This is a genomic window from Paenibacillus allorhizosphaerae, assembly GCF_042659105.1.
GTDB classification, from domain to species: Bacteria; Bacillota; Bacilli; order Paenibacillales; family NBRC-103111; genus Paenibacillus_G; species Paenibacillus_G allorhizosphaerae.
This window is the reverse complement of the sequence record NZ_JBHSRV010000002.1, coordinates 421037-443036: the sequence shown is the minus strand read 5'-3', so window position 1 is coordinate 443036 and position 22000 is coordinate 421037. Positions and strand designations below refer to the sequence as shown.

Below are 22000 nucleotides of genomic sequence, written 5' to 3'. Positions count from 1 at the left end.
ATAAGCGGTTTCATTCCATCTTGTAAACACTAGATTTCGTCAATTCAAAATCTCTTCGAGTCTGCTGCACACCGTCTGCTCCGACGACAATCCGGACCAATACAGCTTCGCTTCGCGCAAAGCAGCATTGAGCTGCGACTCCTTCAAATTCAAATCGGTGTACAGACTAAACGTCGGCGCAATCTCGCGATACAGATGGAAGCGCGACGGCCGGTACATCGATTCTTTCCCGACCCATTCGGCTGCCGTCTTCAGACTCGGCACACTTAGCGTATGCTGCCGGATCAGCAGTTGAGCGCGATACGAAATCAAGTAATCGATCAAAATTTGCGCCGCTTCCTTCTTCTTGGAATTCGAACAAAGCGCAAGCCCGATTGTCAGCATCAGCGTCCTGGCTTGGTTCAAATACGGAATCGGTGCGATGTCATAAGGAAACGAGGCGCCGGACAACCGGTTCAGCCGGAAGTAGTTCGTCATAATGATCGATACATGCTCCTCCAGAAACAGCTTCTCGGCTTCCGCTTCATTTTCGAAGATCGGCGGTATTTTGAATTGCTGCAGCAAATCTTTGCAGACGCGCAGTCCTTCAATGCACGAAGTTCCGGTCACCTGATAGCGCCCGTTTTCTCCTTTTTGAAACCGGTAGCCGCTTTGCAGCAAAAATACGGGCCATCGGTTATTCGAGAACAAATGCACGTAAAAGCCGAGCCCGTCATTTTTCTCGCTCAATTTCAGCGCGTTATCGATCAAGTCTCCCCATGTCCAGCTGCTGTCCGGTTCAAGCAGGCCCGCTTCGGTAAAATGCTTCTTGTTATAGCAAATGACCAGCGGCGAGAAAATGAAGGGCTGAACGAGCAGCTCGCCATCGCTGGAGAACGCTTTATTCAAATACGGATAAATTTGCGGACTTGGCTCCTGAGGCTCCAGCATATCCAGCAAATCCGCTTCCATGAACGATCGGAAATTGTTGTAGTTGAGCGTCACCGCATCGAGCAGCCCCGCTTTGATGTACTCGTCGATGCTGTTGTTCTGGATCGGGACGGGTACGACTTGAATGTGGGGAAACTGGTCGTGAAAGTCGTTGAGCAGCAAGTGCAGCGCCGCTTCTTCCAGCACTGTCGGATGATACCCGAACCGGATCGTAAATTCCGTATTGCCCGGAGGGGTTACAATTTTGTTGCCGACTTTCGGAATTTTCTCGATCAGTCCTTCGGCGAGCAGCACGTCGAGCCCTTTGCGGATCGAATTATTGCTTAAGCCGAACTGCCCGCTGAGCGCTTTTTCCGAAGGCAAAAAATCGCCGACCTGGCGTTTCCCGGAAAGAATGTCGCTTCTTATCGATTGTATAAATTGTTCTAATTTCACCCGAAACTTCGTTCGGCCGCTTGGATTCGTCAATTTTTATCCCACCGCATGATACGATTTTTTTGATAAGCCCGATACTCCCGTGACGACTCGTCATGGAAGGCTCAAATTCTAGCATATCGCAATGGTCATAACGTTGCAACAAGCTTGGGTATCGGGATGATCTCGGGCTTAGGCGCAATCCCTCGAGCAGCAGGAAAAGGAAAGAGCGATTGCGGCCCTTTCCATCATCATGCGTATTCATTCATTATGCCATCGTCTCCAGCATTTTGAGCGATACCCGGTACTGGAGCGCTTCCTCCTGCACATATCTGCGAAATTCATCGATCGCGTATTTGGCCATACGCTCGACTTCCGTTTGGTTGCTGCCCGCGATATGCGGAGTCAAAATGACGTTGTCCAGCTTCAGCAGCTCGCTTTCCGGCGGGACGGGCTCCGGATAAGTGACGTCGAGTACGGCGGTTCGGGTAGGTACGTCGCTAAGCGCGCGGATCAAATCGGTCTCAACCACCTGTTTGCCCCTGCCCGTATTAATAAAAGTCGCATACGGGAGCATCCGGTCAAAATGTTCTTTGTTCAGCATCCCTACCGTTTCCGGCACATTCGCCAAATGATTGGAAATCGTCTGGCATTGCGAGAAAACGTCAATCAGACCGGTCTTGGCGACATTCAGCCGGGCGGCCGTTTCATCGGGCAAGAACGGGTCGAACACCCAAATTTCAAGCTGATACGGCTTCAACATCTCGATCACTTTACGTCCGATCATGCCCGCGCCGATGATGCCGACCTTGGCGTTGTAATTGCCGGGAAACGCCCTCGCATACCGCGCCGCTTCCTGACGGCTTTGCTTGTTCAGGAGAGCGCTTTGAAAGTAGCCTTTGTTGGCAAGCACGATTTGCGCGGCCGCATACTCAGCCACGGGGACGGCGTTGGCAGCCCAGGCGCTAACGACGGTGACGCCGCAATGCAGAAAAGGCCGGGCGAAAGATTGCACGCTGCCCGCCGCATAAAATAGCGCTTTCAAATTTGGCAAATAGCGCCGTATTTCATTCTCGGTCAGTGCCGGCATGCCCCAGGTGGAGAATGCGACTTCGATCGATTGTAGTTCGGAGGCATGTTCCTCCAACTGTTCCCTGCTCACGATTTCCGGATAAATGTCCGCAAGCTGGTAGAGCTCATTTCGTATTTCGGGATTGTATACCATCTGAATGCTTTGCGGCCTTCCAATAAACAACGCCTTTTTCTTCATTGAACCTATCACCCACCGATCATAGCATCGTATGACAGAGCTCGGTCTAAGCTGGTTCCCATCTAAACGATTATAATTATAGATCAGGCGGTTTGTGATGTAAATCATTCCTTTGATTCCTTTTTTCCTATGTAACGCCGATGATGTAACGCAGCGGATCGCTGGCGCTCACGATCCGAAGCCGGGTTCCCGACTCGATCTTGGCTACGAATTGGCCGCCGGCGGTCTGAACATGAATGTAATCGGTTCCCGGTCTGAAGCCTTCCGCCTGCCAGCCTCTGGCCGTTTCATGACGAAGCTCGCCGGAGGAAACGGCTCCGGTCGCGACGATAACGATTCTATATTTCGAAATATCGTCGAGCAAATCGACCGTTCCGGCGGAAATATTCAAAGTCCCCGTGAGCATCGTCTCCCGGTTCTCCGGAGCGATCCGTGTATCAGCCGCTTCGCTGCGAACCGTGCCCGAAGCGCCTCTCGCCATGTAATTGCCGCTCGCCGTGGTTCCCGCATTGCCGGCAGCGATATACAAGGCGTAACCGTAAAGCTTGTCATACCCGTCATTGCTTACGTGATTGCCGCTTGCTTCCGTGTCAGTACAGCCTTCAAGACGAATGGCGTTGTACCCGCCCGCCTTCTCCTGAGACGCCCCGCGCAGCACGTTGCCCTTCACCGTGAGCCGGCGCGTGTCAGAAATAAAGACGGCTTCCCGGTTTGCGGCCGCGCTGCAATTGCCCGACAACGTAATTTGATCGCCGGAAATGACCCGAATCGCGCTGTATTTCACATTGTGAATCACGTTGTCCGATACGCGAATGTGTACGGACGGTTCTTCAAAACCTCCGTTTACGCTTTTCCGTGAGACGGCGATGCCATGCTGCCCGATCTCGCGAAGCACGTTGCCGCTGATGAGCACCTGATTGCAAGAGTACAGTGCGATCCCGGCGCCGCCGGTTTGCTCAATCGTATTTCCCGTCACGACGGCATTTCTGTAGCTCTCCGGCTTGATGGCGATGTCGGCCAATTGTTTGAAGTGGTTGTTGACGATTCGAATGTTTTCATGAAACACCTGCTTGCCGGAAGCGTCATACTTGGAGCCGTGCGTACCGACTCCCCTATGGCCGTTCGTAAACGTGCATCCTTCAATGAGCACGTCGCGGCACGGCGTGTCGTCGAAAGCGCCGAATGTCGGGAAAGCTTCCTTCGATGCAAAATCGATCTGCACCATCTCATATTGCCCGTCCGAAGCTACCTTTTGATCCTGGAATACGCAGTGAAGCAGTTTGACGTTCCGGCTTGAGTTGAATTCGATGATGTGCCCGTTATGCCCGTTGATGAAACGAACCCGTTCGATATGGATACGGTCCGCATGGGCGATGGCAAACGCTTGAAAGTTTTTATTCGGATCTTTCGGCGGATGCGTATTGCCGCACAGATCGATCGTCCCGCCGATCACCGTAATGCCGCCGTCGCCTTCGTATCCTTTGGCATATTGGTCGTTGCCGACGTCGCCGTTGACAAACAGCTTCAGGTTCGCGTCGGGCGATCCCATCTTCCGCAGCACCGCGCCTTCTTCCATTCGGATCGACGTATTCCGATACAACCGAAGCACCCGCGTCACGACATACACGCCGGGCGGAACGTACATGGTCCCGAACCCGTTCCGTTGAATTTCGCCAAGCACGCGCTCAAAAGCAGACGTGTCATCGCTCACGCCGTTTCCGGCCGCGCCAAATTGTCTCACGTCATATACCGGAGCGGGCGTGGTGTTGCCGTTTTTTTGTCTGGACACATCGTCGGCCGCTGCCGACGTCTGCGAACCGTCTCCCCGGGCATCGCTCGCGAGCGCAGCCGCAACGGAGCCGACCGCCATTACCGTCCCGACAGCACCGAGCGATTGAAGCAGCTTTCTTCTGCTGAGCAGCCGCTTCGAAGTGTTATTGCCATGATCGGACATGTACGCTTCACCCCACCATCAATATCGTTCTACGCGACGCATTAACATGTATGCAGCTATTTCAGCTTAGCCTCGATGTCTTTATTAATCTTCTCCTCCGCTGCCCGCAAAGCCGAATTAACATCCTTACCTTTGGTGAACATTTCCCTTAACTCGGCTTGAATGGCGCTCATGGCAATCGTATCGTGCAAGGTCGGCGTATAAGGTTTGGCTGCCGACGTTTTGAACGGAGCGGCTATGTTTTTACCTTTGAGGAAGGCCAAATCTTTACCGAACGCGGTTTTGAACTTGCCGTCCTTCATTACGCTCGTTTTTCCTTGTCCCGCCATATCGAGCTGCACTTCGTCGGAGATTACCGTCGTAATGACACGATATACATCGTCCTTGTGCTGGCTTGTGCTCGTCGGAACCAAGATGTGCATGTCAGGGCCCATCCCTATACCCGGAGCATCGGGAAACACAGGGTAAGACGCCATATCCCAATTGAAATCGGGCAAATCCCCGAAGCGTCCCGTAGCGATAATATTCACATCGGCATGCATCGCAAGTGTGCGGTCCTTTACGAACAGGTTGATTCCCGCCGTTTTCCATGCATGCTTGCCATTGCCGGGAATCGTATAAATGTCCGCCGCCTGCTGCATCACTTTTTTCCACTGCTCCGTATTTACAAGGGCGCGATTCGTTGTGGCATCGACCAGCGGAACCGACAGCTGCGACCCCATGCGCTCCGGTACGTTCGGCTCCAGACCGCGGTATTGCACGCCTCCGTCCACCTTCGTCACTTTTCGCGCAAGCTCCGCCGCTTCCTGCCAAGTCATGCCGTCTTTCGGATAAGGAACGGCGAATTTATCGAAGATGTCTTTGTTATAGTACAGCGCGCTGAAATTTTGTGTATAAGGCAGGGCGACCAAATCATTTGAACGCGTTGCCGCTTTGATGGCCTCGAGCGCTTGCGGCTCAAAACGCGACAAGTCGATGTTATGCTTCTTGATGCCTTCCGTCATCGGTTCGAGCAGCTTCATTTCGCTGATGATCGGAATGCCGTTTACGTTATTCGTAATGATGATGTCCGGCACTTGCTTTGCCGTCACTTGCTCAGGCAGCAGCTTATCGTCATAGGCAGTCTTCTCTGCCGTAATCCATGGATACTTCTTTTTCACCGGCTCCGCGATAAACCGTTTGAATTCCTCGTCCGTTAAATAGCCGCTTGCCTTCACGCCGACCTTAACCGTCACCGGCTCCTGCTGCTCCGTCGTCTTGGTTTTGGACGCGTCATCCGGCGCATTTCCGTTTCCGCAGCCGGACAACAGCGCGGTTATGAATACGGCAGGTATGCAGAGATACGTCGAAACTTTGCATTGGGGTGATGAGGACGTGAAGCTTTTGAATCTTTTGTTCATGGTTAGGACTCCTTTTCAAAAATAGGATGAGTTTCGTAATCGATTACATTTTTACATATAAAGGTCGACCGGCATTTATCGTAGCAATCGGCTGTTAAAACCATACCCGAATAGTGTAAACTTGCGATAAAAAGGGTTCGTTCGAATTACCGCTGTTTTCTAATAAACGTTTCCATGTCGGTCATCCCGTATAAACTGATTCCGTAGAATGTGATCGTACGGCCTTTCATTACCGTCTCGAGACGGCCGTGCAGTTCATCCACTGCGGCTTCCGCCAGTGCGCCAAGCTCCTTATTGGCAAAATATCCGATCGATACGTGCGGCCTGTATTCCGTCGTCGAGGTGGCAATGCCGTACCGCTCAAGGAATAGCTGATTCAGCTTCGACCGATTGTCCTCGATCCGTTCAAGTCTGTAAACGGATTCATCGTTGGCCGGCTTGATCCTGGCGACAATCGAGCTGTTGTTCCACTTCTCCAGTTTATCGTACTTAAATTGGATAGGAGTGGTTTGTATCGTTAGAGGTCTCGCATCTTCCATGAACAAGATGGAGCGGTCCGTCAACATCGTACCCGGCAGCCCTTTCAATAATGCGGCTACTTGAGTCCGGTCGCTTTCCCGCAATTTGTTGACGTTATAATCATTGAGCCCATCCCATACCGTCACATGGTACGAATGCAGCGGCAGCGGACAAAACAAGTACTTTCGTTCCATATGGCCCGTTTCCTTCGCCTGTTCCCATAGCGTCTGGTAAAAAGACAGCTCCTTCACTCCCGTCCGGCAGCATAATTTCTCGAGACCGTCCGTTCTGGTTATCGGGCAATAACTGTCTCCCTGATGATCGAACAGCAGCGAGAAACCGTAAAACGGAGCCCATACGGGCTGAAATCCTTGCACTTTTCTATTTGTAATGGTAATCATGTTCCGAATAGACCTCCTGAATGTATCCTTGCTCGCGTGTTAACGTTTAGTGCTCTGATCGGTCTTAGCCATGAACTTTCCTTGCTTTCTCGAATTCGGCCCCCGCTTTCCCGACAGCTGATCGAATGATTTACATAGGCAGCGCCACCTTTCGTAATCGATTACATTTTTGTCCGACTTAAGGATGCACACAAATCTCCAGGCGCGCATTTCCCTCGCTGCAAGGCGGTCGGTTCAACCCTACAGGAGCTCCTTATAGTCCGGCTTCATGTCTCTCTTATGACCAATTCATGCGGCAAAATCACAACCCCTTGCGGCGCTTCCGCCAGATCGTTCTGAAGCTTCAGCACCAACTGGTGCACCGAAGTATAACCCAGGTCATACAAAGGCTGCACGATCGTCGTGATGCTCGGATTCGTAATTTCGGCGATAAACGTGCCGTCAAAGCTGATCAGCCCGATTGAAGCTTCGAGCGGGATCAGATTCTCTTTGATACCCTTCAATATATACGATGCCTGCAAATCGGAGTGAGTTATGACGCCGTCGATCCCGAAGCCTTTGCCGAGGATGCCGTTCATCGCCTCCGTGACGTTTTCGAAGTTATTTTTGGAGCCGGCAACGAGCTCCGGGTTGTACTCGATTCCCGCTTCGATCAGCGCCTCTTTGTATCCTTCGATTCGTCCGAGAACGGAGCTGGATTGTCTGTTGCCCGCAATATAAGCGATAGACCGGTGTCCCCGGCGCAACAGCTCCCTCGTCGCTTCATACCCTGCCTGCTTGTTATCGATCGATACGCACGTAGCGCCGATTCCCGGGTAGTTCTCGGTGCACAGCACGATAGGATAATCGCCCACCAACGTTTGCAGGAGCTCCCGGTCTGCGCTGGACGATACGAAGATCATCCCTTCCGCCAAATTCGTTTTTAACAAATTGACGTAGGTGTCCAATATCCAGCGTTTCGACTCCATCGTACCGATAATGATATGGTATCCGAAATCGTACGCCGCCGCCTGCGCTCCCCTGGCGATTTCCGCAAAATATGGATTGGACATCGCAGGCAGCACCATGACGATCGTTTTGCTCGCTTGCTTTCGTAAATTTTTGGCCAATAAATTCGGCTTGTAGTTCATTTCCTTAATGACTTCGAGCACTTTCTCTTTCGTTGACTGCTTAACGACCGGATCGTTGTTCAAAACCCGGGATACGGTTGCGACGGAAACGTTGGCCCGTTTTGCTACCTCTTTTACCGAACTCATGGTGGCGGACCTTCCTTTTACTCAAAATGTAATCGATTACGAAATGATGCCGCAAAAAACGACTTCGCTTAAGCCGTTTTTTAAAACGTATCACAACCGCTCTCCGGATTCAAGCTTTTATTGTAAACGTCTCCGTCCCGGTTTTCTTCCCGCGTTCGGATCGCCATCACCGCTTAGAGCCTGATGCGCAGATCGCTAGCCAGCTCGTATAATTCGGCCAAATCCGGCCTGCCTGTTTCGATAAAACGCGCCTTCGCTTCTTGAAGAGTCATGACTTCAACCGCTGAGACCTTCTCTCCACCGTCAGGAACGGTCGGCGCCGAGACGATCTCGACGTTCCCGTATCCGACGAGCCGATAAAATAGCGGATGCGGCAGATGGGGCTTGTACGGCTTCTCGGCCGTTGAATGATACTTCCATGCACCGAAAGCGATAAACGGCGAAACGAGCCGCGCCCCCGCTTCCTCGATCAGTTCGCGACGCAGCGCCGTCACATAATGCTCTTCCGGCTCCAGCGTTCCGCCGGGTATTTCCCATTGGCCGTTTTCCAGCCTGATGACAACACAGTCGTCGCCCTGGAAAGGAACCATATTTACGTTGCTGATCAGCGATTCGGACGGCACGGCGTCGAACAATTCAAATTGCGAAATACGGTTGGTCCAATGATGCGGTTGAAATAAATGGGGATACTTCGCTTTCGCATCCAGCATGCTCATGCCTATTTCCTCCTCTTGAACGAACGATTTTCTCTCTAATTGTGATTCGCGTGATTGATGTCGTACGAGAAAGCAAAGATTTCGTCGTATACATCGCACAGTTCCGGTCACGAATGCGTCTCGAACGACTCGTTGCCCGAAGTTAAATTTTACCTATGATATCATCATCCGTTCCTATGAAGCAATAGTGAATCAATAAAATAAACCGCCTTCATTCGAAGTCGGCTGAAGTATCATGATTGTGAATCAATACATTCAACGATAAAGGCTATTTACTTGCCGAGCACGACGATTTCCGATAATCCGGTACCGGCGCTGCCGGATGCAAGCGTTTCGTTTACTTCGAATCTCATCCATTTGATCTTTTTGCCGTCTCGTCTACATGCAAGACGGCTGCCGCTCCCGGGGCGTTCGGCAATTGTACTTCCGTTGCCTTGTTTCCATGGCTGATCGTGACTTTGCCGGATTTCAACGCTCTTTGCGGATCTACGCTATCATAGATCCATATGCTGTCGACTTCCGTATTTTATCCCATTCCAGTTTCACCCACGCGCCCGTCGTTTCGCCATCGGTGACCCAACAATAGATACAGCATGTCCATCTGTCCGTCCGTCAAAAATAAATAAGCCTGCCGCTGTATGGAGCGGCAAGCCCATGCGTTCTATCGCTATGCGATTTTATGTTATTGCGATTACTCCGTATCGATCATCGCCAGGACGGCGTCGCTGACTTCCATCAGCTGCTGCAGATCGTCTTCCTCCAACTGCACGTTCGCCGCTTCTGCATTATCTTTCAAATGGGATATGCTTTGCGTGCCGACAATGGCTGAAGTCATAGCCGGCCGGTGAAGCAGCCAGCTGATCGCAAGCTGCGACATGGATATGCCCTTCCGTTCGGAGATATGCTGCATCAGGTTGATCAGCTGCGTCTCCGCTTCCAGATGCTCCGGCAGGAACAGTCTGCGCGTCGCGCGGAAATCGTCCGTTTCGAGCTTCTTGCCGCCAAAGTGGAACGCGCCGGTCAAGATGCCTTTTGCGATGGAGCTGTAGCTCATAATGCCGATCTGCTGTTCCAGACAGTAAGGGATTATTTCTTTTTCGATTCCGCGGTGGAGCAAGCTGTATTCCGGCTGAATCACATCGATCTGGGCATACTGCGAAGCTTCCTTCAACTGATCGATCGAGAAATTGGAAACGCCGATCGCGCGGATCTTGCCTTCTTCCTTCAGTTTATTAAATTCTCCAAGCGTCTCGGCGACCGGAATATCATAACTCGGCCAATGAATATAATAAATGTCGATATAATCGGTGCGCAGACGCCGCAAGCTTTGTTCCGCCGACTTGCGGACATTGTCCGGAGCGAGGTTCGCACGGCTTACTTTGGTGGAGATGATGCAATCTTGCCGGCGGCCTTCAAGCGCCTGACCGACGATCTCCTCCGAATGTCCGCTGCCGTAGCCTTCCGCCGTATCGAACGTCGTGATCCCTTCATTCAAAGCAGCATGAAGCGTCCGAATATTGTTTTCGTCACTTGTAAATTCCCAAGGGCCTCCGCCCAGTTCCCAGCAGCCGAACGTTACCGTAGAAATAGAAACGCCTGATTTTCCTAAAGGTCTATGTTGCATGGCAGTTCACTCCTTCTTATTGTTGTAACCACAGCAGCGGCTCGCGAATCGCAATGTTGCGGCGCACTTCCGCGTCCGTCGGATCGGGATCGAGACGTTCCCACAGCGCTACGTATTCAGGCCTGTCCAGAGCAAGCCCGGCAAAAAGCAGGGACGGCACCTGAGCGGGCCAGCCTTCGTCATGCTCGACATCGGGCGGCAGCGGCCAGGAAGCTTTGTCGGTTAAATAAGGGAATAAATAATCGAAGCCTTTGCGAATGCCCCGGCCGTCCGGCAGCTCGTAACGCCACAGATCGTCTTCCGGGGAAGACAGAATGTGGCACAGCGTCGTCATATTGTCCAGCACGAAAATGGAATAGCCGTATGGCTTCGTACGGGCGAGCTCTCTGGGGAAGCTTCCGTCCGGCGCCATCTGATCGGGCAGCAGCGACTCCTTGTACCGTATGCGGCAAAAAGCGAGCATCTCCCCGTCGCCGGTAAACGCCGCAAAGGCCGCAGCCTGCACGAACCAGCATACCCCGTGGTTATTGTCCGCGTTCATTTCCTCAATGCCGTTAGGATGCGTGCTCATCCACTGCAAATAGTCCGCAAACCATCGCTTCAGCCCTGAATAGACCGGTTCCGTCATGGCGGCGGATCGCTTCAGCGCTTCGATCGCGTAAGGCACATCGATCAGATGCAGCGTATCGATAATGCCGATGCCGCGGCCCGCGCAAATGCCCGGGATCGCTTGCGCATACAGCAAATGAGGATTCATCCTTGTCGCATCGTCCAAAAAAAACTCCCGCAGCCATTGCACCGCTTTATCGGCATAAGCTTCCTTCGACGTCAATGTATAGGCCGCCGCCAAGTGAGCGACATGCGTCCTCATCGTTCGAAGCATTTGCCGGTGGCTGTCGAAATTGCCCGGGTTACTCTCACCATCACGGCGAACGTAAGGAAGCCCGTCCGGCGTATTCGGATTGGGCCACCAGTAATCGCCGTTAGAATAATAATCGTGAATACCGCCTTCGCTCATCGGAGCGACGGCATCCGTAATATGGACCGGGCTGGCCGCAAGAGCCGCGTCGGCATGGTTCAAAATCCACTCGCGGTCAATGTATTTCATGTCAGTCCTCCTCGCGCAACGTGAAAAAAGCCGGATATCTCCATTATATCGGAGCCTGCTGCTGCGCAACATGGACATTCTTCGTTTGTTTTTGTTCATTCTTCAGCTTTTGCCATTATCGGTTACTGCTTTTTTTGCCGCTACCGTGCGTCATATTACATGTCTTCCGACGTTTCAATCAGCATCTCGTACTGCCGCTTCGTTAACGTAAGCTCGCCTTCCGCTTTACGCTTGGCCGTCTCGAGTTGATCCGTAATGCTGCGTACCTCGCTGCGCTTTTTCCCCACTTGCAGGAGCGTATCCTTGATTTTCCCTTGCACAATCCAATCCGACACCAGGCCGTCGAAAAAATAATCGGAGAACTTCAAAAAACCGCTAATGTCGATGCGAATATGGAGCGTTACCCGAACGTCCTTCAATTCCTGTTCGAACCGGTAAAGACTGTTTTGGGCGCGGCGTATCGAATCCATTGCATCGTCGATACGGCTATGCTTTATTCGGGTGGACATGTAACCGCCGCCAAGCATATCGTAGGTCCCCCAGTTTTTGGCGGACCCCAGCAGCTCCAGCGCATTATTCAAATAGACCAGGACGGAAACGCCTTCGCTCAGCGCCTCCGAAAGCTCCTTTACGCTCGCCTGCAGTTCCGTCTTCCGTTCCGCCAGCGCAAGCAGTTCCTTGCTTTTCCCGGTGCCGGCTTCGCGGATGCGCCGTTCTTTTTCCTGCAAAATCTCTTGAACGTCAAGCTCCCATCCCTGAACGTCCTGCAGTTTTTGTTCCAGCACGGCTATTTGCGACTGGAGGTCAAGCACGTTCGAACTTGCCTCGTCATGCTTGAGCTTCGCTTCCAGCACCACCTGCTGCTCTTTCGCCAGCTTCTGTTCCTTTGATTGCAGCAGCGTATATAACACGGAAGCGAACGAAAGCCGTGTCAGCTTCTCGACATCCCGCTCCTCCATAGCCAGCTGCTCTTCCCAGAGGCGCTGCTTTCGCTCCTCCGCTGTCAAATCTTCCTTCAGCCGCCCGAACCGTTCCCGCCATACGGTTTGCAAACGTCCTTTTTCCCTGGTTTCCGCCAAACGATCATTCAGTTGTTCGAACATGCGCCGCTCCCCTCCGACTCCTCAGTTGATATATACAACGAATCGGCGTCGGGAAAGTTTCGCTTTCCCGCCTACATGTCGAGCGGTTTCTTCTCCCCCGCTTTGAACAGCTTGTTTGAGGTAAACCATAGAACGGGAGGTACCGCAAAAAAACCGATCACCAGCGCGCCGCTGAACCCCGCAGTTCCATACATTTCGCCAAACCACATGCACGCCGCTATCCAAATGATCAGCATCAAAACAAATACGCCGCACAACATACCGATCTTTTTCAACAAAGGGACCGCCTCCTTGAGCATGTCGGTGACTTTTCCGAGCTGAGCGTAACGAAACTGTTTTTACCGTTCGGAAAGTTTGACAATCGTCCTGCCTTTGCCTGTTCCGCCGAGCGTTCGCTCGAGCGTCTTGGGGAGCTCGTCGAGCGTAATCTCCTGGCTGATGCCTTCCAGCAGCCCTTTCGGCTTTAAATCTCCAGCCAGCCGTTTCCATAACGCCAACCGGGTATCCATCGGGCAGTAGACCGAATCGATCCCTAACAGGTTGACGCCGCGCAAAATAAAAGGATACACCGTCGTCGCAACGTCCGCCCCGCCGGTTACCCCGCTCACCGCTACGGAACCGCCATACCGCACCGTACCGAGAACGAAAGCCAGCGTCTTTCCGCCGACCGCGTCGACGGCACCGGCCCATCGCTGCCGCTGCAGCGGCGGAATGGCATCGGGGGTCAACTCGGAACGATGCAAGATTTGACCGGCTCCAAGCTGCCGCAAATAGTCATGCTCCGCGTCTTTCCCTGTGCTTGCCGCAACTTCATAGCCGAGCCCCGTCAGCATCGCCACCGCCAGACTGCCGACGCCGCCGGAAGCGCCGGTGACCAGCACCGGCCCGCTGCCGGGAGTAAGCCCGTTCTGCTCCAGCCGGTGAATCGATAGCGCGGCCGTAAAGCCTGCCGTTCCAAGCGCCATCGCTTCACGGAGCGAAAGGCCTGACGGCAGCGGTACAAGCCAATCGGCCGGCATTCGGACCAGCTCGCTATAGCCGCCCCAATGCGATATCCCCAGCTCGTAACCGGTGGCGATCACCGGGTCACCCGGTTTGAACCGCGCGTCGCTCGATTCCGCAACCGTCCCGGCCAGATCGATTCCCGGCACCATCGGGTATGCTTTGACTACTTTATTGTTCGGCGAGGCCGCCATCGCATCTTTGTAATTTACGCTGGAATAGGCTACCCGCACGGTAACATTCCCTTCCGGCAATTCAGCTGCCGTCAGCGTCTTTATATCCGCTGACCATGTGTCCTCTGTCCGGTTTACGACAAAAGCCCGAAATGTATCCTGCATCGTCATCATCCTCTAATATAAGGCTAGTACTGTACGGTTCGCATTTGTATTATCGGACAGCGGACAAATACCGTTCTCTGATCACGCGGCAATGATGAAGCTCATGTCCGGCGATCACATAAGCAAGCGCACGCGCGCTTGTTTCCGCGCCGTTGACGTTCCCTTTTCTCAGCCACGCCTCAACGGGCATCCCGTTCAGCAAACTGAGCGTCGACCGGCGTACGACGGCCAGCTCTTCGATCAAGTACTTCAAGGGCTGCTGATCAAACGAAGCACCGGCGACAAAAGCCTCTTCGCTAAATCCCGGCAGCATCGTCTGGTCGCCCCGCGCAACGCGCAGCAGGCGGTAGCTCATCACTCGCTCCGTATCCGCCATGTGGCCGAGTACCTCCTTCAAGCTCCACTTGCCCGGCGCATAACGGAAGCTCCCCTGCTCCTCGGTCACTCTCTCAAGCATACTCTTCATTTGTTCCGACTGCTCGACAAGCAGCTCTACGAGACGGCCCTCAGGCACCAAATTTACGTAAGCGCCAAAATGCGAGGCATACTCGCTCGATTCCGGTTTCCGCAACATCGACATGCCGCTCCCCTCCCTCAATCGTTCTTTGCAAGCACTCCCATTATAACCCATTTATATGAACATTGTTAACCTACGATCATGGTCAATCGAGGGGGAGGAGTGAACATCGCGTGTGGGTGAGCTTTTCGTCTATAGTGTTTGTAAAATGGTGTAACAAGAGACCCAGTGATATTGATGGGACACAGACGGTTTGATCTTAGTAACCTGCGCTTGATGGGCAGCTCCACTTAGCGTCTGAACCACCTACGATTTTCCAATTTTATCCATAATATTCTGAATTAGTTATGCTGTTCGGCCGCAGCTCAGCTGTCTAATATGTAAAAACCTACAATTAATAAGGCAAATCGTATTAATTTCTGTTGATTTTATCCAAAAATCGTATGTAATTGCCCTAGCCTTACTATCCAAAGGACAAACCCTTCGAATAATTCGATTTTGCTTACTCCAGCAGTAGACACGGCTCTTAGACCGTAAATTTAGTTAGATTTAACCTATAAATCATTCGATTTCCCCCACTCTATGCTTCAAGCACCTCATTCGAGCAGCGAGCTCCTTCTCCGTTTGCCTTTCCTTGCTCTGCTCCATGCTGCCTTCCCATGTTGCGTGCTTTACTGCCCAGAGCCTCTCCCGGGCAGCTTCGCTTCCTGCCCCTTAGCCTCTCCCGGGCGCTTCCACTACTCCTGTCCCATAGCCTCTCCCGAGCGCTTCCCTTACTCATATCCTATAGCCTGTCCCGCGTGCTTCCCTTCTTACGAGCTCAGACTCCGCGAACTCACCATCTTACCACGCGTATCGGAGCCGAGATGTGCTCGCCCGCCTCAACAAGAAGGAGCATCCGGAACGAAACTCCGGATGCTCCTCATTCTATCTATGGCTGCTTCCCGTTCCGCTCCAGCACGAGCACATACCCGCGCGTGCCGTCCAGCCGGATGCGGTCGCCGTCGCGGATCAATTCGGTCGCCCGGTCGATGCCGACGACTGCCGGCAAGCCATACTCCCGGGCGACTACGGCGCCGTGCGTCATAAGCCCGCCGACCTCCATCACGAGGCCGACCGCGGAATGAAACAGCGGCGTCCAGCCAGGGTCGGTGAAAGGCGCGATCATGATCTCGCCTTTGCTCAGCTTCGCCTCTTCCGGCCGCAGCACGACGCGGGCGATGCCCTCAACGACGCCTGCGGAAACAGGCGTTCCGAGCAAGGCTCCTTCCGGCGCGTCCTGCTGCTTGCGCCGGCCGGTAACGATTTCGCCCTCGCTCGTCATCAAGCGGGGCGGAGTGAGCGTGCGGTACCGCTCGAACTCTTGCTTGCGCTGGTCCAGCAGGTGTTCAAGACCGGCGGGCCGTTCCCCCCGGGTCAACTGGAGCAGCTCATCCAGCGACAAGTAAAAAACATCCTCCGCGTCTTTCAATACGCCAGACTCAGCCAATAGGCGCCCTTCATCGCACAGCGCTTCGCGAATCATCCCGAAATGCTGCATCATCAAATATTTGGGGTGCTCGCGCAGACCCATCATGCCGCGAAATACGCGGATCCCTCGCGACATCAGTCGGGCTTTCAACCAGCCCAGCGGCTGCGCCCGCAGCCGCGCCAGCACATCGCGCTCCGCCGCCTCCGCCTCCTCAGCCCCTTGTGCAAACTTCGACCGATGCTCGCCGGGCTGCATGCTTCGCAGATGGCTCTCGATGGAAGGGAGCAGCGTTCCCGGATCATCGCGCCATCGCGGCCGCGTCACGTCGATTTCGCCGGGGCTGCGCATGCCGTATTTCTCCATGAGCCGGTCCCACGCCAGACCGAACGCATCGCCGCCCTCCACCTGCCGCAATCTCTGGCGGAAAAGCTTCGGCTCGCTGCTCCGAATCAGCTCAATCACCTGTGGATATGGCCGGGCGATGTCGGCCAAATCGCCGATGATAAGACCCATCTCGCTGGTTACGTTGCCAGGAAGCGATTTGTTCAGCACATGCACGATATCCGGCTCGCCAAGCCATCGATCCGACAATGCTCTGATGATACGCGACGATAGGATTCCCGATAACGGATAAGGCATGAGCTCGAGAAACATCATCCGCAATAGCGCCCCGATCTGCTCCTGGATTCGAGCGACCCGCTCCGGACCGGTAACCCCGCTCAGCCGGCTTTTGCCTTGCCGAGCAGAGGCTTCGATATATGCGTTGACCGTCGGATGACCTTTCGAGACGGGCGCAAACAGCAGGTTGCGGGCTCCGCGTAAAAGGATGCGTCCGGCAAAACCGGCCACCTGCTCTTTCAATCCAGGCACGCGGGGCAAATGTCTTACAAACGAATCCCGCTGCACAAATTCGGCGACGCCGCTCCCAATCATTTCGTCAATACCGCTTACCAGCTTCGGGAATAGGATCCGCGCCAGCTTCAAAGAAAGCAGCGGCGTTATATCGATGAACATGCGCCCCCCGGCTGTCACCGTATATTTGCTCTCGGCGCGCACCGTCGATTTTCCAAAAGGAAACATCGTCCGCAGCAGCGAAAGTCCCATCGGCTTGATCGCATCGGTCATCATCTGCTGATGGCCGAACGAAATGAGAAGGTGCGGGCTCTCTCCGGGAGGAGCGGATACGTGTGCGAGCGGATAAAGCGACGTAATCGGACGGCTCTGGACAATATAAAACCGCCCCTCCGCGAAGCACCATTCGATATCTTGATCCGAACCGTAATGCCGCTTGATCTTCTCTCCTAGCGCGGCCAGCTCCATAATCTGCGGATCGCCGAGAGCCTGGCGCTCCTGTTCTTCGGGCGCAAGCTCCCGCGTAATCGTGCCTCCCTCGGGCAAGCCAAATATCGCGAGTTTTTTGCGGGCAATTTTTTTACTGATAAGTTCCCCTGACCGGACTTGATACAAATCGGCGGAAACCAGACCGGAGACGAGCGCTTCTCCTAACCCGAAGCTGGCATCAATCGTCAACGTACCTCTATGCCCGCTTATCGGATCGGCGGTGAACATAATGCCGGACACTTCCGGGAATACCATTTGCTGTACGACAACGGATAACAGAACGGCGCGGTGATCGAAACGGTTTTTGGCCCGATACGAGATCGCCCGGTCGGTGAACAGCGAAGCCCAGCATTTGCGGATCGCAAGCATCAGTTGCTCTTCTCCGCAAACATTCAAGTACGTGTCCTGCTGACCTGCGAACGACGCCGTCGGCAAATCTTCCGCCGTAGCGCTGGACCGGACGGCATAAGCCCGCTCTTTGCCCGACCTTCGCAAACCATCGGCGATGGCGGAACGAATGTACTCCGGAATAGGGAGCGAAATCAGATGCTCGCGAATCGCGCTACCCAACGAGGCGATTTCTTGCAGCTGATCCTCCCGGACCAGGTCAAGCTGCCGGAAATATCCGGCCATCTCCGCACTTTGTCCGATAAAGGCGGAGTAAGCTTCCGTAGTTACACAAAAGCCGGACGGCACGGGTAAACCGGCCTGCGTCATTTCTCCCAGGTTGGCTCCTTTGCCGCCTACAAGCGAAAGGCTGTTCTTGTCGATCCGTTCGAAATCAAGCACCATACCGTTCATCTCACGCACGCTCCTTTACATTTTCCCGTCCGCACGGAGCCCTTCCACAAACAATACGAATAACGTATCCGCTACGTCCGGCATCGTAAAACCATGCTTCGCGGCATAATCCGGCCGCACCATTCGCTGTATGCTATCCATCATCATCGCGGCCACTAGGCGGGGGTGGACGTCCCGGATTTGTCCGGCTTGCTTCGCCCTCGTAAGCAGCTCCTCGATAAACACGAGCTGGCGGGCACGAAATCGTTCCAACCGTTCCCACAACGCAGGTGCATGCTTCTGGATATCTTCCAAAAAAATCGGGTGCAATTTGACGATCTCATTTTTAATGCTTCGGAACGTTTCCTGCAATACGCCGAGCGGATCGCCGTCACGCTTCATTTGCTCAGCTACGAAGCCCGCGATCGCATTCATCGTTAATCCGAGCACCGCCTCGGCGATCTCTTCTTTCCCGCTGAAGTACAAATAAAGCGTCTTCTTGCTCATCCCCAGCCGCGCGGCCAGCTCGCTGAGCGTTACGTTTCGGTATCCTTTTGCATTAAACAGCTCAGCCGCTTCTTTCACTATGCGCAATCTGACCGTTTCTTCCATAAGCTGACCTCCAAAATGTTAACCAAGGAAACCCACGAGGTATTTCTGGTTTCCATTCTACGCTGTTCCGCTTCCTGCGTCAATCCTGCAAATACATCATTTCCGAAATCATGGCATCGTTTGCGGATAGGAAACATTCCACAACATAAAAGATAAATGCAAATCCCCTTCGCTGCACAGCTTCGTTTGCAAAAACACAGGAATGCCGATTCCAGTCCGTTACTTATCTTCCTTCTTAATTTCGGCGTTATCCCACGTAGTCGGTCGGAACAGCGCGACAAAAAAAAGAGCCCTCCAGCGGCTCTCTCAACCATGAAACATGATTATGGGGTCAAACATGATATTTCCCAACTGGTTCGTTCAGCACCCACTCCAGCAAACCTGCCAGCTCTTCCAACTGAGCGGACTGGGCTTCCAGCGATTTGATATCGGCTTCGCGATCCGACTCTTTGGCGGCAGCCAAACGTTCATCGACGTATTTTTTCAGCTCCGTCAATTCATTCAGCTTTCTTTTGATTTGATTTTCCGTTCGCATGCATAATACCTCCGGCTGTGTCAATTGCTAGATCGTATTATATGAAAACGGCCCAAACACTTCAACATTTCATGCAGCCGACCTAACAAGCATTTAATGGTGCGCCTTAGTAAGAACGATCATTATTCCGCGACATGACGCTAACCGGACGCCAGCTGCGGTCAGGAAAACGTATTTATTTTTTTCTTCAACGACTCCGATTGCTTCACCAGAGCCTCCAGTTCCTTATGCATTTGTTGAAGGTCCTTGAACATTTTCTTCATATCTTTATCCTCGGTCAAAATTTTGAGCGACTGATTGAACATTTCTTTTCTCACCGTTCATCCACTCCTTTCCTACTACAGCATACGGGCTGGCAGGCTCCTTCGCGTCCGCCTGTGTCCCCGATAAATAAATTCGGGCATCGCGAGAAATAATACAAATGCTGTCAAGATACGGTGAAGGAGGAATAGGCATGACAGGAACGAACAGCGGCGATACGAAAAGCTTCGTCGAAAAAATTCATGAGAATCAAGCGAAAGACGAGAAAAACCGCAGCTCGCACGGAGACAATCATCCGGAAAAACGTTTGCCTAACAAGCAGCACTAGTACCACCGCGATCGGACCTATGCCCCGCGAAGTTATAGCATTGCGCCGCCGGAAGCCGGCAATCGATGCGTCTTCCATCATACGATAAAGGCCTCCACCCAACTGCGGGTGCAGGCCTTTCCAACTTAGTTGCGCTTATACACCAGCGGGTTGAGCGGGCTTGCCGCGAGCTCCCCCGGCTGAACACCCGGCAGCCAGCGGTTCAAATCGTTCCGTCTCGCATTGCTATCCGGTTCCAGCGCACGGGTTCCGTCGGCAAAATAAATGACGGTCATCACCTCACGCATCGTATCCGTCGGGTTGCCCGGCGCCGAATGAAGCGTCCAGCCCGAATGAAACGTTGCGTCCCCGGCCGACAGCGCTCCGTAATTGACGGTTTCGATCGTCTTCGCTTCAATATAACTGCCGAACGTCCGGTGTGACTCATCGGAGATCAACTCCTTGCTTAGCGAACCTGCCCGGTGCGTAGCGCTGGCGAACGTCATCGATCCGACTTCCTCAGATACCGGAACGAGCGGCATCCACATCGTGATCGTATGCATCGTATCGAGCGGCCAATAGATTTGATCCTGGTGCCACGGCGTGTGTCCGCCTCCCGGTTCTTTGAACAGCGCCTGATCATGATAAATCCGCACGCCGTCCACACCCATCAGCTCGGCTGCGATTTTGGCGAATCTTCTTGCCAGAACGAAACGTTTGGCCGCTTCGCTCATTTCCCACAAATTGCCGACCTGAATAAACGCTTTCCCGTACGTATTGCGTTCATGAACCGGCCTCGTATGCTGATTATGCTCTTTTACCAAGGTTTGAATGACCGGTTCGTAGCGATCGACTTCCTCGGGCGAAGCGACGCCGCGCAGCGCGATATGGCCGGTTTGCCGGTATGATTGTATTTGTTTATCCGTTAAAAGGTACGTGTCATCCAGTTTCGGCAAAGAGTCTAATACAATGTCATGTTTCATTGCACTGCACCTCTTTCGATTTGATAACTCCACCCATGAGCATAAGGCGGGAGCATTCCTTTCTTTCTAACGCAATTATACGAGCACCGTTCGGGAAAAGCTTTGTTCAGGAATACCGATCCGTTTGTCAAAAACAACTGGGGTATAGCTGCCCTCCATGGTAAAATAACAGTAAAAAAAATAAAACCGGGAACCTTCCGTTCTTATGAAAATTACAGCGTAAATTCCATCTCTTGAAAAGCCGGACACAGATCGGAGGTGCTTCATGTATTTAGCGGAGCTAATCGAGAAACAACCGCTCCTGCCCTTTATCCGGCAAAGCAACTTCGCCGTACGGTCTCCGTGGTCTACGGCGGAACGCAGGCTGCTGGACTATTTGATCGTGTACATTCAAGAGGGGGAGTGCGTGTTCCATATCGATGGCGAGGCGTATGAATTCGGCAGCGGCGAGTTTTGTCTGATTCAACCGAACAGCGTCACTACGCTGGAAGGCCGAACAAACTCCATCACGCCTTTTGCCCATTTCGATATGTTCTACCATCCACAGCGAGAGGAGAGCTTCCCGACACGCGCCGGACAGCTTGATTTATCGGCTCACCTCCACCTGATGCAGCCGCGGTTGAACGACTTGCAAGGCGTGCATGTGCCGGTCCGTCTTGCGCCGAAACGCCCCGTACAACTCCGCGATACGTTTCTGGACATGGTAGAAAGCTGGCAGCATCGCGAGACGCTGCCCCAACTGAAGGCGCAGACGCTGGCGATGGAACTCGTTCTGACGATTCTCGAGGATCATACGGCTCCGGGCGCTGCCTCCGCCAGTCATGCGCCGCAATCGCTCAATTGGATTACGTCTTTTTTCTCGTTTCATCTGTCCGAGCCGCTGTCGATCGAAGAAATGGCTCGCCGCGCCAACTTGTCCCCTTCGCGTTTCAGCGCCGTGTTCAAGCGGCAGTTCGGCGTTCCTCCGCATCGATATTTGCTCGACTTGCGCATCCGCCATGCCGAAGAGCTGCTCGAAACGACGGCGCTGCCGCTGGAGGAAATCGCCTCTTACTGCGGTTTTGCCGACATCCATCATTTCTCAAAATCGTTTAAGCGCAAAACGGGCGTATCGCCAGGCATGTATCGGCATATGAAAAGACCGCATTCCTGAAATGA

General features: G+C 53.4%; 20 protein-coding genes. 2 read left to right on the top strand and 18 right to left on the bottom strand.

From position 1 onward, the window contains the following. Positions 1-39 precede the first annotated feature (39 nt). From ACFQI7_RS10565 to ACFQI7_RS10485, 17 genes are all read right to left on the bottom strand, one after another. A complete protein-coding gene (locus tag ACFQI7_RS10565; RefSeq protein WP_218099293.1) occupies positions 40-1398 on the bottom strand; it encodes an extracellular solute-binding protein in 1359 nt (452 codons plus the stop codon). A gap of 214 nt (positions 1399-1612) precedes the next feature. Beyond that, positions 1613-2614, bottom strand: coding sequence for a hydroxyacid dehydrogenase (locus ACFQI7_RS10560; protein ID WP_218099294.1), 1002 nt, complete (start codon positions 2612-2614; stop codon positions 1613-1615). 127 nt (positions 2615-2741) lie between these two features. After that, positions 2742-4568, bottom strand: a complete 1827-nt coding sequence (locus tag ACFQI7_RS10555; protein ID WP_218099295.1) for a right-handed parallel beta-helix repeat-containing protein — start codon at positions 4566-4568, stop codon at positions 2742-2744. A gap of 56 nt (positions 4569-4624) precedes the next feature. After that, a complete protein-coding gene (locus ACFQI7_RS10550) occupies positions 4625-5968 on the bottom strand; it encodes an ABC transporter substrate-binding protein (RefSeq protein ID WP_218099296.1) in 1344 nt (447 codons plus the stop codon). 146 nt (positions 5969-6114) lie between these two features. Beyond that, positions 6115-6888: a hypothetical protein gene (locus tag ACFQI7_RS10545; protein WP_218099297.1), complete on the bottom strand. Its 774-nt coding sequence runs from the start codon at positions 6886-6888 to the stop codon at positions 6115-6117. Positions 6889-7154: 266 nt separating this feature from the next. After that, positions 7155-8144, bottom strand: a complete 990-nt coding sequence (locus ACFQI7_RS10540) for a LacI family DNA-binding transcriptional regulator (protein ID WP_218099298.1) — start codon at positions 8142-8144, stop codon at positions 7155-7157. A gap of 173 nt (positions 8145-8317) precedes the next feature. Further along, positions 8318-8860, bottom strand: a complete 543-nt coding sequence (locus ACFQI7_RS10535; protein WP_218099299.1) for an NUDIX hydrolase — start codon at positions 8858-8860, stop codon at positions 8318-8320. Between the two features lie 691 nt (positions 8861-9551). Beyond that, on the bottom strand, positions 9552-10484 hold the full coding sequence (locus ACFQI7_RS10530; protein ID WP_218099300.1) for an aldo/keto reductase: 933 nt from the start codon (positions 10482-10484) through the stop codon (positions 9552-9554). A gap of 16 nt (positions 10485-10500) precedes the next feature. After that, complete coding sequence (locus ACFQI7_RS10525; RefSeq protein ID WP_230414965.1) at positions 10501-11592, bottom strand: alginate lyase family protein; 1092 nt, start codon at positions 11590-11592, stop codon at positions 10501-10503. A 155-nt stretch (positions 11593-11747) separates the two neighbouring features. After that, on the bottom strand, positions 11748-12695 hold the full coding sequence (locus ACFQI7_RS10520) for a hypothetical protein (protein ID WP_218099301.1): 948 nt from the start codon (positions 12693-12695) through the stop codon (positions 11748-11750). 71 nt (positions 12696-12766) lie between these two features. After that, a complete protein-coding gene (locus ACFQI7_RS10515; protein ID WP_218099302.1) occupies positions 12767-12973 on the bottom strand; it encodes a hypothetical protein in 207 nt (68 codons plus the stop codon). A 60-nt stretch (positions 12974-13033) separates the two neighbouring features. Beyond that, complete coding sequence (locus ACFQI7_RS10510; RefSeq protein WP_218099303.1) at positions 13034-14035, bottom strand: NADPH:quinone oxidoreductase family protein; 1002 nt, start codon at positions 14033-14035, stop codon at positions 13034-13036. Positions 14036-14084: 49 nt separating this feature from the next. Further along, a complete protein-coding gene (locus ACFQI7_RS10505) occupies positions 14085-14609 on the bottom strand; it encodes a DinB family protein (RefSeq protein WP_218099393.1) in 525 nt (174 codons plus the stop codon). An 874-nt stretch (positions 14610-15483) separates the two neighbouring features. Further along, positions 15484-18165: a phosphoenolpyruvate synthase gene (locus ACFQI7_RS10500; RefSeq protein WP_218099304.1), complete on the bottom strand. Its 2682-nt coding sequence runs from the start codon at positions 18163-18165 to the stop codon at positions 15484-15486. Between the two features lie 15 nt (positions 18166-18180). Next, positions 18181-18756: a TetR/AcrR family transcriptional regulator gene (locus ACFQI7_RS10495; RefSeq protein WP_218099305.1), complete on the bottom strand. Its 576-nt coding sequence runs from the start codon at positions 18754-18756 to the stop codon at positions 18181-18183. Positions 18757-19087: 331 nt separating this feature from the next. Then, complete coding sequence (locus tag ACFQI7_RS10490) at positions 19088-19291, bottom strand: hypothetical protein (RefSeq protein WP_218099306.1); 204 nt, start codon at positions 19289-19291, stop codon at positions 19088-19090. Between the two features lie 161 nt (positions 19292-19452). Continuing rightward, positions 19453-19608 carry a hypothetical protein gene (locus ACFQI7_RS10485; protein WP_218099307.1) on the bottom strand — a complete coding sequence of 52 codons (156 nt, stop codon included), beginning with the start codon at positions 19606-19608 and terminating at the stop codon, positions 19453-19455. 137 nt (positions 19609-19745) lie between these two features. Between ACFQI7_RS10485 and ACFQI7_RS10480 the strand changes: the two genes are divergently transcribed. Next, positions 19746-19880: a DUF4023 domain-containing protein gene (locus tag ACFQI7_RS10480; protein ID WP_218099308.1), complete on the top strand. Its 135-nt coding sequence runs from the start codon at positions 19746-19748 to the stop codon at positions 19878-19880. Between the two features lie 125 nt (positions 19881-20005). Here ACFQI7_RS10480 and ACFQI7_RS10475 read toward each other — a convergent pair whose 3' ends face one another. Continuing rightward, positions 20006-20842, bottom strand: a complete 837-nt coding sequence (locus ACFQI7_RS10475; protein WP_218099309.1) for a phytanoyl-CoA dioxygenase family protein — start codon at positions 20840-20842, stop codon at positions 20006-20008. Between the two features lie 265 nt (positions 20843-21107). Here ACFQI7_RS10475 and ACFQI7_RS10470 point away from each other — a divergent pair, with 265 nt between their 5' ends. Beyond that, on the top strand, positions 21108-21995 hold the full coding sequence (locus tag ACFQI7_RS10470; RefSeq protein WP_218099310.1) for an AraC family transcriptional regulator: 888 nt from the start codon (positions 21108-21110) through the stop codon (positions 21993-21995). Positions 21996-22000: the final 5 nt, after the last annotated feature.

Excerpts from the sequence above, each read along its gene's own strand:
- ACFQI7_RS10500 (WP_218099304.1), bottom strand. The coding sequence starts at position 18,165 with ATGAACGGTATGGTGCTTGATTTCGAACGGATCGACAAGAACAGCCTT.
- ACFQI7_RS10475 (WP_218099309.1), bottom strand. The coding sequence starts at position 20,842 with ATGAAACATGACATTGTATTAGACTCTTTGCCGAAACTGGATGACACG.
- ACFQI7_RS10520 (WP_218099301.1), bottom strand. The coding sequence starts at position 12,695 with ATGTTCGAACAACTGAATGATCGTTTGGCGGAAACCAGGGAAAAAGGA.
- ACFQI7_RS10550 (WP_218099296.1), bottom strand. The coding sequence starts at position 5,968 with ATGAACAAAAGATTCAAAAGCTTCACGTCCTCATCACCCCAATGCAAA.
- ACFQI7_RS10530 (WP_218099300.1), bottom strand. The coding sequence starts at position 10,484 with ATGCAACATAGACCTTTAGGAAAATCAGGCGTTTCTATTTCTACGGTA.
- ACFQI7_RS10480 (WP_218099308.1), top strand. The coding sequence starts at position 19,746 with ATGACAGGAACGAACAGCGGCGATACGAAAAGCTTCGTCGAAAAAATT.
- ACFQI7_RS10560 (WP_218099294.1), bottom strand. The coding sequence starts at position 2,614 with ATGAAGAAAAAGGCGTTGTTTATTGGAAGGCCGCAAAGCATTCAGATG.
- ACFQI7_RS10535 (WP_218099299.1), bottom strand. The coding sequence starts at position 8,860 with ATGAGCATGCTGGATGCGAAAGCGAAGTATCCCCATTTATTTCAACCG.
- ACFQI7_RS10490 (WP_218099306.1), bottom strand. The coding sequence starts at position 19,291 with ATGCGAACGGAAAATCAAATCAAAAGAAAGCTGAATGAATTGACGGAG.
- ACFQI7_RS10495 (WP_218099305.1), bottom strand. The coding sequence starts at position 18,756 with ATGGAAGAAACGGTCAGATTGCGCATAGTGAAAGAAGCGGCTGAGCTG.
- ACFQI7_RS10545 (WP_218099297.1), bottom strand. The coding sequence starts at position 6,888 with ATGATTACCATTACAAATAGAAAAGTGCAAGGATTTCAGCCCGTATGG.
- ACFQI7_RS10540 (WP_218099298.1), bottom strand. The coding sequence starts at position 8,144 with ATGAGTTCGGTAAAAGAGGTAGCAAAACGGGCCAACGTTTCCGTCGCA.
- ACFQI7_RS10525 (WP_230414965.1), bottom strand. The coding sequence starts at position 11,592 with ATGAAATACATTGACCGCGAGTGGATTTTGAACCATGCCGACGCGGCT.
- ACFQI7_RS10555 (WP_218099295.1), bottom strand. The coding sequence starts at position 4,568 with ATGTCCGATCATGGCAATAACACTTCGAAGCGGCTGCTCAGCAGAAGA.
- ACFQI7_RS10505 (WP_218099393.1), bottom strand. The coding sequence starts at position 14,609 with ATGTTGCGGAAACCGGAATCGAGCGAGTATGCCTCGCATTTTGGCGCT.
- ACFQI7_RS10510 (WP_218099303.1), bottom strand. The coding sequence starts at position 14,035 with ATGCAGGATACATTTCGGGCTTTTGTCGTAAACCGGACAGAGGACACA.
- ACFQI7_RS10470 (WP_218099310.1), top strand. The coding sequence starts at position 21,108 with ATGTATTTAGCGGAGCTAATCGAGAAACAACCGCTCCTGCCCTTTATC.